Origin of the sequence: Brevibacterium marinum (assembly GCF_011927955.1) — a bacterium.
Taxonomy (GTDB): Bacteria; Actinomycetota; Actinomycetes; order Actinomycetales; family Brevibacteriaceae; genus Brevibacterium; species Brevibacterium marinum.
In genome coordinates this window covers 3,324,653-3,337,820 of the sequence record NZ_JAATJN010000001.1, presented here as the reverse complement: position 1 = coordinate 3,337,820, position 13,168 = coordinate 3,324,653, and the positions used below count along the sequence as shown (strand labels likewise).

The following is a 13,168-nucleotide window of genomic DNA, read 5'->3' as shown; positions in this document are numbered from 1 at the left end:
CACGCGGGGTCGAACTGGGAAGAGGCGGGCGAGTACGGCACAATGGGAGTCATGGCTCTACCCGAAGTTCTCGTACACGATCTGCAGTCGGCCGGATACTACCCACAGCTCACTCAGGGGATTCTGGCTGATTCTCTGTTCGACGAACCGGTCCTCGCTCACTTCGTCCACATCGACACCCACGTCGACATCGAATCCATCCACCGTCACGTCACGGCCTTCGTGCTCACCGAGACGCGGCTCCTGCTCGCCCACGTCGACGACGACCCCAATGTTCTGCCCGGGTCCAAGCCGCGGGCCGTGACCAGCAGCGAAGACATCGAACTCGAACGCCTCGGCACCGTCATGGTCGGACGGACCTTCGCAGACCCCGCCGCGTTCCAGCCCGGCGACAAGCCCGTCGAGGTGTCTCTGACCCTGTCATGGGGTGCCTCCCGGAGGATCGAGGCCTTCCCCGAGAGCTGCGGTGACCCGGACTGCACCGCCGATCACGGCTACGGCGGATCCATGTTCTCCGAGGACGTCATGCTGCGTGTGTCGGCCGAGGCCGAGGGCCAACCCGCGGTCGACCGCATGGCGGAGTTCGCCGGAAGGCTGCGCGCGGCCGTGTTCCAGGCCAGGCTGCGGTCGCGGCGCTGATGGCGGCCGAGCACGCCTCGCCCCTGACGGGGCCGCCCGACTACTCCGGTCCCATCCTCTCCGACGTCGTCCCGGCTGCGGCGCTCAGCCTCGGCGCGGGGGAGATCTTCGACGACACGGCACGAGAGCGTGCGCGGGCACTGGGTCTCGACCGTGACTCGCGGACCACGATCGTCGTCCTCGTCGACGGTCTGGGGGAGAGTCAGCTCAAGCAGTACAGCGGTTACACTCCCTTCTTCCGGTCCCTGGCGGCATCGCGGAGATCCCTGTCCACCGGGTTCCCCTCGACGACGGCCAACTCCCTGTCCTCCCTGGCCACGGGACGCCTGCCCGGCGGGCACGGCGTCGTCGGATACCGTGTGCTCGATCCGGCCAAGGACGCCGTGTTCAACCAGCTGACCTGGGACCTCGACGTCGATCCCGTCTCGTGGGTGCCCGATGCGACCCTGTTCGAACGTCTCAGCGACGCCGAGGTCGACGTCGTCAGCCTCGGCGAGGCGAAGTTCGCCGGGCGCGGACTCAACCGGGCCTCCCTGCGCGGCGGCCGGTTCCGGGCCTCGAAGACGCTCGAACAGCGCTGCGCCCAGGCCATCGAAGAGGCGAAGGCCCCCGGCCGGCGGCTCGTCTACCTCTACTGGGGCAACCTCGACAAGACCGGGCACGTTCACGGTTCGAACTCATCGCAGTGGACCGAAGAGCTCGAACACGTCGACCTGGCACTGTCGCGGCTGGCCGACGACCTGCCAAGCGATTCGACGATGATCGTCACCGCCGACCACGGGATGGTCGACATCGACCACAGCCTGCGCCTCGACCTCGCCGATCACCCTGCACTGCGGACGGGTGTGCGCCACGTCGGCGGCGAACCGCGGGCACTGCATGTCTATGCCGCTGAGGGCGCCGAGGCGGACGTCCGCTCGGCCTGGACCGAGACCGTGGGCGAGCGGGCACTGGTCCTCAGCCGCAGCGAAGCCATCACACGCGGGTACTTCGGCCCCGTCGACCCGCGGTTCCGGGACCGCATCGGCGATCTCATGGTCATCTGCCGCGACGGATTCGCCGTCGTCGATTCGGACAACGAATCGCCCTCGGCGATCGCGCTCATCGGACACCACGGGTCGACGACGGAGCGCGAGCTGCAGATTCCCCTGCTGGTGGTGTGAGCCGGCCGGCGGTCACCGCACTTGCGCAACGACGACATCTCAGGAGAATCCGATGACCGTGATCGACTGGACCGAGGGCGGTGCTCGGCGATCGGCGATCTGGCATTCGGAGAACCGGACACCGGCACCGACACAGGTGGCGGTGGTCAGCGACGACATCACCGCCGATGCCGCGTTCCGCCTGGCACGCTCGGGCACGGCACTGCTGTGGCGTGGTGACTACCACAACGGACGCCAGCTGCTGCAGGCGATGGATCGCCGTCTCAAACGGCAGGGGACCCGTGGCCGCAGGAGCCGACGAGGCGGATCCGGGCGCGACGGGTCCAAACGCGGATCCGGGCGCGACGGGTCCGGACCCGACAGTGCCGCGGGGACGTTCGAGGCGCAGCGTCGCTTCAACGCCGAACGCTCACGCGTGCTCGGCTGCCTGATCGTCGAACTCGGCGACGACTACCGGCTCGACCTGCGTCGCGCTCCCGCTGTCGGGCCGGCCTGCGAAGCCGCCTACGGTCCGTCCTCGGGGCCGATGTGCGTGTCGCTGACGGAGCTGAGCGGGGTGCTCAGCGCCTACCAGTGGCAGCTGAAGGGCGTGGCCGTTCCCGCGCTGGGCGAGGACATCCACCCGCGCTACGGCGTGTTCTCTCCGATTCGCGGCGAATACGTCGACCTCGTCGCACGGGCGCCCCTTGGAGGGAATGTCCCCGAAACGGCTTTCGACCTCGGTACGGGCACCGGAGTTCTCGCGGCCGTGCTCCTGCGCCGCGGCATCGGACACGTCGTGGCCACCGACATCAATCCGCGAGCTCTCACGTGCGCACGTGAGAACCTCGACAGGCTCGGTCACGGCACCGCCGCCGAGGTGCTCGAGGCCGATCTGTTCCCTCCGACCGGGCGCGCCGAGCTCATCGTGTGCAACCCGCCATGGCTGCCTGCGCGCCCGAACTCGGCACTCGAGGCCGGCATCTACGACCCCGAATCCGATGTCCTCCACCGTTTCATCGACGGACTGTCCGAGCGCTTCACCCCCTCCGGGGAGGGCTGGCTGATCCTGTCCGACCTGGCCGAACACCTGGGCCTGAGGACGCGCGAGGGGCTGATGGAGCGCATCGCGGACGCCGGTCTTCGCGTCCACGACCGCCACGAGACGACACCGCGCCATCCCCGCGCCTCGGACGCCGCCGACGAGCTCCATCGGGCCCGTGGCGCCGAAGTGACCACGCTGTGGCGTCTGCGCCTCGCCGACTGAACATGGGACTCGCCTGCCCAGACGTCAGCGGCGGGAGATAGGATGGCGAACGTGACTTTTCCTCGTATCGGTGTCATTGGCGGAGGCCAACTGGCACGTATGCTTGCCCCTGCCGCAGAAGCCCTCGGCATCAGGTTCTCGGTCCTCGCCGAGACCGCGGATGCCCCGGCCACCCAGGTCATCAGTGAGGTGACCGTCGGTGACTACACGGACTTCGCCACCCTCAAGGCCTTCGCCGAGACGGTGGACGTGGTGACCTTCGACCATGAGCACGTTCCCCCTGAACATCTTCGAGCCCTCGCCGAGGCGGGCCACGCGATCCGTCCGGGACCGCAGGCCCTCATCTTCGCCCAGGACAAGATCCTCATGCGCCGACGGATGGACGACCTCGGACTGCCGAACCCCGCGTGGGCGGAGATCACCTCCCGCAGTGACATCGAGGGCTTCGCCGAGCGAGTCGGGTATCCCTTCATCCTCAAGACACCGCGCGGCGGCTACGACGGCAAGGGCGTGCGCGTGATCGACGACGTCGACGAGGCCGCCGCCTGGCTCGACGAGGTCGGGCAGCTGCTCGCCGAGGAGAAGGTCGACTTCACCCGCGAACTCGCCGTCATGGTCGGCCGGTCACCGATGGGCCAGACCGCTGTGTGGCCCGTCGTCGAGACCTGGCAGCAGGACGGGGTGTGCAAGGAAGCCATCGCACCGGCCCCGGGACTGGCCGCGGAGAAGGCCACCGAGATCACCGAAGCGATCCTCAAGGTCGCCGGCGCTCTCGAGGTCACCGGGGTCATGGCGATGGAGCTGTTCGAGACTCCCGAGGGCTTCCTCATCAACGAATTCGCCATGCGCCCCCACAACACCGGGCACTGGACCCAGGACGGTGCCGTGACCAGCCAGTTCGAACAGCACCTGCGCGCGGTCCTCGACCTTCCCCTGGGCAGCCCCGCCGCCCGTGAGGACGTGTCCGCGATGGTCAACGTCCTCGGCGCCGAGCACGAAGACCTCTACCACCCCTATCTGCACGTGATGGCCCACGATCCCGCAGTCAAGGTCCATCTCTACGGCAAGGGCGTGCGGCCGGGCCGGAAGGTCGGCCACGTCAACGCCTACGGCCAGGATGTCGACCTCGTGCTCGCCCGCGCGCGTCACGCCGCTGACTACATCGCCGGTGTCGATCCCGACCCACATCCGAAGCTGCCGTCTCCGGCCGATCTCGACGCGAACGCGAATTCAGCCACCGATCCCGCCTGAGGGCGAACCCATCGACGAAAGGGCAGGATATGCCCCCGACATCCGACGACACCCCAACGAACAGGGACGACCCGAGGACCGCCTCGGCGAACGACTCCGGTCACGATCGGGCGGCGACATCGACGAAACCGGTCGGCATCGTCATGGGCTCGGACTCGGACTGGCCGACCATGAGGGCCGCGGCCGAGGCCCTGGCGGAGCTGGGCATCGACTCCACCGCCGAGGTCGTCTCCGCCCATCGCATGCCCGAGGACATGGTCGATTGGGCCAAGACCGCCGCAGATCGTGGTCTGCGCGTGATCATCGCCGGCGCAGGGGGAGCGGCCCATCTGCCCGGGATGATCGCGTCGATGACGTCGCTTCCCGTCATCGGCGTGCCGGTTCCGCTGAAGTACCTCGACGGCATGGACTCGCTGCTGTCGATCGTGCAGATGCCCGGAGGGGTTCCCGTGGCCACGGTCTCGATCGGCGGAGCCAAGAACGCGGGGCTGCTCGCCGCCCGGATCCTCGGGGCCGGTGACACCGATGCGGCGGCGGCGATCCGCGGTCGGCTCGACGAGCATCGGAAGGGGCTGCGGCAGGTCGCTCTCGACAAAGGGCAGGCTCTCCAGCGATAATGGATCGACTTAACGATTGATCAGTTTAGGAGAATGATGTTCGACCTCTACCAGCCCAGCGAAGAGCACGAAGAGATCCGCGCCGCCGTGCGCAACGTCGTCGAGAAGAAGATCACCCCCTTCGCCGCCGAGGTCGACGCCGATTCCCGCTACCCGCAGGAAGCCCACGACGCCCTGGTCGAAACCGACTTCTTCGCCGCCCACATCCCCGAAGAGCACGGAGGCATGGGCGCTGATGCGCTGGCAGTGGCGATCATCATCGAAGAGGTCGCCCGCGGATGCGCATCCTCCTCGCTCATCCCGGCCGTGAACAAGCTCGGCAGCATGCCGGTCCAGCTCGGCGGCAGCGAAGAGATCAAGGCGAAGTACTTCCCCTCCGTCGCCCGCGGAGAGGCGGGGTTCTCCTACGGACTCTCGGAACGCGAAGCCGGCTCCGACACGGCGGCGATGAAGACTCGCGCCGTGGCCGACGGCGACGATTGGATCCTCAACGGCGTCAAGACCTGGATCACGAACGCCGGCGTCTCCGACTACTACACGGTCATGGCCGTGACGAACCCCGAGGGCGCCCGCGGACGCAACATCTCCGCGTTCGTCGTCGAGAAGTCCGATGAGGGCTTCACCTTCGGAGAGAAGGAGCGCAAGCTCGGCATCAAGGGCTCACCGACGCGCGAGCTCCTCTTCGACAATGTCCGCCTGTCGGGCGATCGCATCATCGGCAGCCCCGGTGAGGGCCTGAAGATCGCGCTGCGGACCCTCGACCACACCCGAGTCACGATCGCGGCTCAGGCCGTCGGCATCGCCCAAGGCGCGCTCGACTACGCACTCGGCTACGTCAAGGAGCGCGAGCAGTTCGGCAAGAGCATCGCCGAGAACCAGGCCATCCAATTCATGCTCGCCGATATGGGCATGAAACTCGAAGCCGCACGTCAGCTGACCTACACCGCCGCTGCCAAGAGCGAACGCTTCGACGACGACCTCACGTACTTCGGTGCCGCGGCGAAGGCCTATGCCTCGGACGCGGCCATGGAGATCACGACCGACGCCGTGCAGCTGCTCGGCGGAGCCGGTTATGTCGTCGATCATCCTGTTGAGCGGATGATGCGTGATGCCAAGATCACGCAGATCTACGAGGGCACCAACCAGATCCAGCGCATGGTGATGGGCCGCAAGCTCATCGGCTGAGGCCTTCGTCGCGGCGGTGAAGGGTTCCTGCCCTGGTGCGGGAGCCGATGACCGCTGAGACGGAAACGGGCCGAAGGCCGTCTCCTGCGGGCGGCGGCTTCTTCCTGCGCCGGGTTCTCTGCGCCGGGGCCCCGGCGCAGGGGGCCACCTCGGCGGGGACATGCCCGACACCCCGCGCGGGGTCTGTGATCGAGCGATGCGACATGCGCAGTTCGAATGTGCCGGGATCCCGGGTCCGCACGCGCCACAATGGATGAACACAGTGGACTCTCCAGAAGGTTTGGCACAGTGGACTGTGTCGCCGCAGGCTTCACGGGCCAGCGGGTGGCCCGAACAGCAACGAGCGCGAGGTAAAGGTAAGTCAGTGGCCGAAACGAGATACGTCGACCCCATTCATCACCCGTCGTATGCTTCACAGCCGACGCGGGATGTGCGGGCGTGGGTTCTCCTCCTGGTCACCGTGTTCATTCCCGGTGCCGTGCAGCTGCTGTTCCGCGCCCGGCGCTGGGCCAAGGTCTCACTGTCGATCACGGCCTTCACCTGGATCCTCGCGATCGTCGCCGCGATCATGATCCTCATCGACAGGCAGTTCCTCTTCACGATCGGGACGAACCCGTTCCTGCTGACCTTCCTCACGATCTGGCTGCCGGTCATCGGCGTCAACTGGATCGTGTGCCTGTTCGACTCGCTGCGGCGGATCAAGCTCGTCACACTCTCCTCAAGGGCCCGCAAGCGCTTCGTCGCCGCCTTCAGTGTACTTGTGCTCGTCGTCGTGGGGCCGCTGGCCTGGGGGACGACGCTGCTCGACTCCCAGCGCGGCCTGATGAGCGATCTCTTCGCCTCCGGGAAGGCAGCACAGCCCGTCGACGGCCGCTACAACATCCTGCTCATGGGCTCCGACGCCGGCAAAGGACGCACCGGCATCCGTCCCGATTCGCTGTCTTTGGTCTCGATCGACGCGGACACCGGTAAGCCAGTCATCGTCGGCCTCCCGCGCAATATGCAGAACGTCCCGTTCCCCGACGACTCCCCGCTGCACAAGCACTATCCGCAGGGGTTCAACTGCGGCAACGAATGCCTGCTCAATGCCGTCTTCCAACAGGGCGAGAGGCACAAGGACGAGTTCGAGAACCCGAAGCGTGCGGGCGAACAGGCGACGATGGATGCCGTCTCGGCCATCACCGGTGTGGAGGTCCAGTACTTCGCCATGATCAATCTCAAGGGGTTCGAGAAGCTCATCGATTCCCTCGGGGGGATTACTCTGGTCTCGGGCAAGCGAGTCCCGATCTCCTCGAAGGTCGACCCCACGACCGGTGAGCATGGACCGGTCAAGGGCTGGATCGAACCGGGCGAGCAGACGCTCGACGGCTATCACGCCCTGTGGTTCGCCCGCTCCCGCGAGTTCTCCAGCGATTATGAGCGCATGGTCCGGCAGCGCTGCGTGCAGACCGCGATGGTCAAACAGCTGGATCCTGCCACCGTCCTCACCCGGTATCAGAGCATCGCCAAGGCCACGCCCGGGGCGGTTTCGACCGACATTCCCTCCTCCGAAGTGGATATGTTCGTCGACCTGGCTCTGAAGGTGAAATCGCAGAAGATCGTGTCGCTTGACCTGACTCCGCCGAACGTGACACCATCACATCCTGACTTCGACGCCGCCAGAAGCCTGGTTGCGGACAAGATCGAAGAATCATCCCAGGCCTCTGAGTCGGACACGACCTCCCAATCTGCCGCAGGCGGGGTGTCCGGTGCCGGTGTCGATGCGGGTCTCGATCTCGGAAGCGATTCCACCACGGACCTCAGCGCCCAAGGCGGCACCGGAGGCGGGGACGATGACAGCCGACCGAGTGAAGAGAAGGCGATCTGCTACGTGCCCTGAGTCGGCCAGCACGGACTGCGCCGTCTTCCCGGACCGTGCGAAACGGAGATCGACGATGATTTTCGCGAAAAAGTTTCCCTCGGTGTGTCCCTTGCCAACACTGGGAACCACACCGGTGTAATTCGTTTATTTTCTGATTTGGCTAGTCTGACACGCCGAATATGTGTAACAATTTTGAGATGTTGGGGTTACCCACCGTTCTGCCAACGGTGCAGCTGACCCCAGGGCCTGAACTTCCCTGTCTTCCTCGAAAAGGCTGTAACGATGAAACACTTATTGCCCACAGTCGCGGGCTGCGCTTCTGTCGCACTCGCCGGCTCCCTAGCGGTCACGGCACCGACTGCCTTCGCGGCATCGACTGATCCGGAAGTGACCCAGAAGGAGCTGAGCGTGAGCGAGGAGGGACTCAATGTCCCCGGCGCGCGCGAATCCAGTGAGTCCAACGCCAATGCCGTCAACCAGAGCGCGACGAGCAATCTGCCGAACGTCTTCAAGTCGCAGACCGCACTCGCCGCAACACAGGTGCCGGATACGATCAACGTGAGTACGGGCGCAGACGCGGCAGGAGCCGCCTCAGGGGCGATCAATCCCGTCTCTGCGGACCTGTCCTCATCTGCGGGTGGAAACGGCGCCTCCGCCGCACAGAGCTCGACCCCTTCGGCTGATGCTTCGGCGCCGGCAGACGCATCATCGGAGGAGAAGGACTCTTCTTCTCAGGAGGAGTCGTCGACCGGTGACGAGAAGTCCGAGGAGAAGTCCCAGGACTCGGAATCGTCGAAGGGCGACGATGACATCTCCGGCTCGGTCCGCCAGAAGACCGAGGATGGCGTCAACATCGCCCTCATCTCCGATGTCCTCGACGTTCCGACGAAGAACCCGAGCCTGATCGGCTTCACGTTCTCCCAATCGAAGTCGAACATGCGGATCCAGGTCCGCGTCAAGAGCGACTCGGATTGGGGAAACTGGCAGACTCTCGATGAGGAGAAGCCGGACAAGGGGACGAACGAAGGTTCTGAACCGTTCACGGTCAACCAGGCCTCGGGTGTGCAGATGCGCATTCTGGGCGACAAGGCGCCCAGCGACGCCGAACTCGTCCTCGTCGATCCGAAGCAGAACCCCGAGGACGCCGCCGCTGTGGCCGACAACGACCCGGTCGAGATCGAGCCGCAGAGTTCCACTGCCTCTGACGGCGCCGCGGACGAGGCCGACTCGAGCACCTCCACGGCGAGCACCGAGACCGCGGCCGCCGCCGGCCAGGCCGAGATCAGCAATCAGAACTACGTTCCGGGATCGTCCTCGGTGAACAACGTCGCGAAGTACAAGGACGTGCCCAAGCCGAAGATCGGCTCACGCTCCTCCTGGGGTGCCAAGGCCTACAACGGCAGCCCGGACTACGCCAGCAGCGTGAAGAAGGCGGTCGTGCACCACACCGCCGGTTCGAACAGCTACTCGGCCGAAGACGTCCCGTCGATCCTGCGCGGCATCCAGTCGTACCACCAATCGGGCCGCGGCTGGGACGACATCGGCTACAACGTCATCGCCGATAAGTACGGCCGTCTCTGGCACGCTCGCGGCGGCGATATCAAAAAGGCCGTCATCGGCGCCCACGTGGCCGGCCACAACACCGGAACGTTCGGAATCTCGGTCATCGGCTCCTACGATTCGAAGGCACCGCCGAAGAAGACTCGTGACGCGGTAGCCTCAGCCATCGCCTGGAAGCTGTCGCTGGACAACGTCAAGCCCAGCAAGTCGACCGTCGTCGCCCACCGCGACCTGGCGAGCACGAGCTGCCCCGGTGATGCCTTCTACGCCAAGATGGGTGAGATCCGCTCGACTGTCACCGACATCATGAAGTCCGGCGATCTGCCGTCCGACAAGAAGAAGGACGACGACAAGAAGGACGACAAGAAGAAGGACGACGACAAGAAGGACAAGCCGAAGCCGAAGACCGCGATCGAGAAGTACGCCGCCGATCACAAAAAGGAACTCGGCAAGGCCACCGGCAAGGAACACGATGTGAAGGGCGTCGAAGGCGCACGGGCCCAGGCTTATGAGAAGGGCAACGTCTACTGGTCCAAGAAGACCGGGGCGTACCACCTGACAGGAGCGATCAAGAACTCGTACAAGGGTGACGTCGTCACTCAGCTGGGTCTGCCCACCGCCCAGGCGAAGGACGGTCTGAAGGACGGGGGAGCGGCGCAGTCGTTCCAGAAGGGCAAGATCTACTGGTCGAAGGACACCGGTGCTCACTACACCACCGGCACGCTCCTGGACTACTGGGGTGACAAGGGGACCATCGGCGGGCACCTCGGCTATCCCGAGTCCGACCCGGTCTACAAGGACGGACGGGGTGAGCAGCGGTTCGAAGGTGCCCGCCTCGTCTGGGCCGAGGGCTACGGAACCACGGAGTTCTCGCCCGAGGGCACCATCTCCGGGAGCGTTGTCGACGACAACGCCCCGGGGGGCTCCGGCGGCGGCAACGACTCCGATGACGCCGAGGACTCCGGTGGGGCCGACGGTTCGGCCCCACCGGGGGACAGCGCCACCGACGGTGGGTCGGCTGCAGACTCCGGGGAAGGTTCTGCAGACGACGAGAAATCCAAGGGTGACGACGAAGAGTCCACGGATGATGACAAGTCGAAGGACGACGATAAGTCGAAGAGCGACAAGGACAAGTCCGAAGACGACAAGAAGGACGAGGACAAGTCCAAGGATGACAAGTCGAAGGGCGACGATAAGTCGAAGAGCGATGAGGACAAGTCCAAAGACGATAAGAAGGACGACAAGAAGGACGAGCCGTCCAAGGCCGAGAAGATCCAAGCTCAGCGTGACTCCATCATCAAGGAGGCGAAGTCCCACCTCGGCGTGAAGTACGTCTGGGGCGGCACCTCACCGACGAAGGGCTGGGACTGCTCCGGCTACACCCAGTACGTCTACGCCAAGAACGGCATCGAGCTGCCCCGCACAACCAGCCAGCAGCGCAATGCCGGTACGGTCATCCCGGTCGAGGACGCCAAGCCAGGCGACTTGATCTGGATTCCCGGCCACATCGGCATCATTTCCGAGACAGAGGGCAAGATGTACGACGCCGGATCGAGTCGGACGAACACGACGGAGCGCAGCTACAGCTGGATGCTCGATCGTGGAGCGAAGGTGATTCGCGTCGTCGGCTGACGACAGCCACGGTGACAGCGCCGCCGGTGATGCCCGGTGGACAGGCCCAGTGCCTCGCGATCGGTTCTGATCAGGACCGACCGCGAGGCATTTTCTGATCTCGGCTCATCCACCTGCCGATTCGAACGGCCGGGCGATTGGCAGTGAACAACAGGTGTCCTGGCCTGAACAGTCGGTGAAGCCGATCGTGCAGAGCCTGTCTCGCCACGCTGATCGCGCTAATGTGGAAGAACACGCACGGCCACCGCGCGTGATCATCCGAAGAGTCCAGCAGAAGGGGACCACGACAGTGCGCAGATTGCACAACACGGTCAAGAACTTTGCTTGGGGCAGCACGGACGCGATCCCGGCGATCCTCGGCACCGTACCCGACGGCACCCCGTGCGCCGAACTCTGGCTCGGGGCTCACCCGCTCAGCCCCTCTCACCTGGACTCCGGGCAGTTCGAAGCGGCGCAGTCGGCTCACCGCGTTGAACGGCGGGGAGCAGCGTCATCGCTGAATGTGAAGACGGACAGCAGCTCGACCACCGGTCCGAACCTCATCGAATACATCTCCGGTGATCCCACCGGTCTGCTGGGCCCCGATTCCGTGGCAGAATTCGGGCCCCGCCTGCCGTTCCTCCTCAAGGTCCTCTCCGCGCAGAGAGCGCTCTCGATCCAGGTCCATCCCGACCCGGAGCAGGCCGCCGCCGGCTTCGCACACGAAGAATCTGCGGGCCCGGACCTCGACGCACCGACACGCAACTACAAGGATCCCTCGGCCAAACCCGAGCTGATCTACGCTCTCACACAGTTCCATGCGTTGACCGGATTTCGACCCCGCAAGGCCGTGAGAGCAACCTTCGAACGTCTCCTGTCGCTGTCGCTGTCACCGGCGTCCTTGGATTTCCTTGGTGGAGTGATCTCTGCTCTGAAGCCACTGTCCGAGTCGAAGGCCTTCTCACGCGTCGTCGAGCTCGTCCTCAGCGATCCACGAGCGTCGGGATTCGTCGACGAGGCCGCGGCCCAGGCCCTGGCAGAGCTGCCCGAAGGTCATGTCAGCCGCGTGGGATCCGCGGTCGACCCGGCGGAGACCTTCCAGGAACTCGCCGCCGACTACCCGTCGGATCCGGGCGTGCTCGTGGCCTTGATGCTCAATCGCGTCCACCTGCAGCCAGGTGAGGCGCTGGCGATGGAGTCCGGCGTTCTGCACGCTTACCTCTACGGCACCGGAATCGAGGTCATGGCCTCGAGCGACAACGTCTTGCGCGGGGGCCTGACGGACAAGCACATCGACATTCCCGAACTCGGCAAGGTCGCGAAGTTCACTTCCGCAAAACCTCGTATGGTTGAGCCCGACCAGGACGGGGTCCTGCTCGGAGCAACCGAGGACTTCGCGCTGCAGTCTCTGCGCTGTCCACGGCTGCAACAGGTCGAGCGCCGAGGCGCGAGCATCGCCCTGTGCACCTCCGGCACCATCACGCTGACGTCGTTGGGTTCAACGGTCACGCTCACACGTGGGCAGAGCGTGTTCATCGCGGCAAACGAGCCGACGGTGACTGCAGACGGCCATGGCGACCTGTTCGTGGCCACCACCGGGCTGGAAAGATCGCTGCCCCTCGCCTGAGCATCGGGACGCAACGGCTACTTGCTCCGCACCGTCGGCAGCACTTTAGATTGCTGCTGGGGTGCTTTTCGCAGCCGACTGTAGGGATGCTGAGCTGTGTGGTTCAAGTGGCTTGCGATGTGTTGTGGGATCATCAGTGTCAGCTGCGTTGGCCGACGAAGCATTCCTGCCTGCGAGACCGCGCCTGACTGCGAGTACCCGCCTGCACAGTCGAGTACCCGCCTGCACAGTCCTACACACGAGTGAGGCCGCTCCGGGCTGAACCCCTCGACGGGGATCGGCCCGGAACGGCCTCATTCGAAACTCTGCCCGCCCGGCGACGCTCTCAGGAACGACGTCGAAGCGCTCGGGCCCGCAGGCGGTTCAGACGTCGGCGACGCTATCGGGAACGTCGGCGAAGCGCTCATG

9 protein-coding genes are annotated in these 13,168 nt (G+C 65.4%); all 9 read left to right on the top strand.

All coding sequences use genetic code 11. The features are described 5' to 3' along the window. The first annotated feature begins 51 nt into the window (after positions 1-51). The 9 genes from BKA07_RS14925 to manA all read left to right on the top strand — a co-directional run bounded on the left by BKA07_RS14925 (position 52) and on the right by manA (position 12,760). Complete coding sequence (locus BKA07_RS14925) at positions 52-639, top strand: DUF5998 family protein (RefSeq protein ID WP_167951581.1); 588 nt, start codon at positions 52-54, stop codon at positions 637-639. Continuing rightward, positions 639-1,802: an alkaline phosphatase family protein gene (locus BKA07_RS14920; protein WP_167951580.1), complete on the top strand. Its 1,164-nt coding sequence runs from the start codon at positions 639-641 to the stop codon at positions 1,800-1,802. Before BKA07_RS14925 ends, BKA07_RS14920 begins: the two co-directional genes overlap by 1 nt. A gap of 52 nt (positions 1,803-1,854) precedes the next feature. Then, positions 1,855-3,048, top strand: coding sequence for a methyltransferase (locus BKA07_RS14915; RefSeq protein WP_167951579.1), 1,194 nt, complete (start codon positions 1,855-1,857; stop codon positions 3,046-3,048). A gap of 42 nt (positions 3,049-3,090) precedes the next feature. Then, positions 3,091-4,299: a 5-(carboxyamino)imidazole ribonucleotide synthase gene (locus BKA07_RS14910; RefSeq protein WP_167951578.1), complete on the top strand. Its 1,209-nt coding sequence runs from the start codon at positions 3,091-3,093 to the stop codon at positions 4,297-4,299. A gap of 143 nt (positions 4,300-4,442) precedes the next feature. Continuing rightward, a complete protein-coding gene (purE, locus tag BKA07_RS14905; RefSeq protein ID WP_167953272.1) occupies positions 4,443-4,916 on the top strand; it encodes a 5-(carboxyamino)imidazole ribonucleotide mutase in 474 nt (157 codons plus the stop codon). 33 nt (positions 4,917-4,949) lie between these two features. Next, positions 4,950-6,101, top strand: a complete 1,152-nt coding sequence (locus BKA07_RS14900; RefSeq protein ID WP_209043991.1) for an acyl-CoA dehydrogenase family protein — start codon at positions 4,950-4,952, stop codon at positions 6,099-6,101. A gap of 364 nt (positions 6,102-6,465) precedes the next feature. After that, positions 6,466-7,980 (top strand): LCP family glycopolymer transferase, encoded by a 1,515-nt coding sequence (locus BKA07_RS19375; RefSeq protein ID WP_167951576.1) that lies wholly within the window; start codon positions 6,466-6,468, stop codon positions 7,978-7,980. 390 nt (positions 7,981-8,370) lie between these two features. Then, positions 8,371-11,154, top strand: a complete 2,784-nt coding sequence (locus BKA07_RS14890) for an NlpC/P60 family protein (protein WP_342449090.1) — start codon at positions 8,371-8,373, stop codon at positions 11,152-11,154. A 289-nt stretch (positions 11,155-11,443) separates the two neighbouring features. Beyond that, positions 11,444-12,760 (top strand): mannose-6-phosphate isomerase, class I, encoded by a 1,317-nt coding sequence (manA, locus tag BKA07_RS14885; RefSeq protein WP_167951575.1) that lies wholly within the window; start codon positions 11,444-11,446, stop codon positions 12,758-12,760. The last annotated feature ends 408 nt before the right edge of the window (positions 12,761-13,168 follow it).

Coding starts and splice junctions, on each gene's coding strand:
- BKA07_RS14925 (WP_167951581.1), top strand. CDS start 52: ATGGCTCTACCCGAAGTTCTCGTACACGATCTGCAGTCGGCCGGATAC.
- BKA07_RS14910 (WP_167951578.1), top strand. CDS start 3,091: ATGGCGAACGTGACTTTTCCTCGTATCGGTGTCATTGGCGGAGGCCAA.
- BKA07_RS14900 (WP_209043991.1), top strand. CDS start 4,950: ATGATGTTCGACCTCTACCAGCCCAGCGAAGAGCACGAAGAGATCCGC.
- BKA07_RS14915 (WP_167951579.1), top strand. CDS start 1,855: ATGACCGTGATCGACTGGACCGAGGGCGGTGCTCGGCGATCGGCGATC.
- purE (WP_167953272.1), top strand. CDS start 4,443: ATGGGCTCGGACTCGGACTGGCCGACCATGAGGGCCGCGGCCGAGGCC.
- BKA07_RS14920 (WP_167951580.1), top strand. CDS start 639: ATGGCGGCCGAGCACGCCTCGCCCCTGACGGGGCCGCCCGACTACTCC.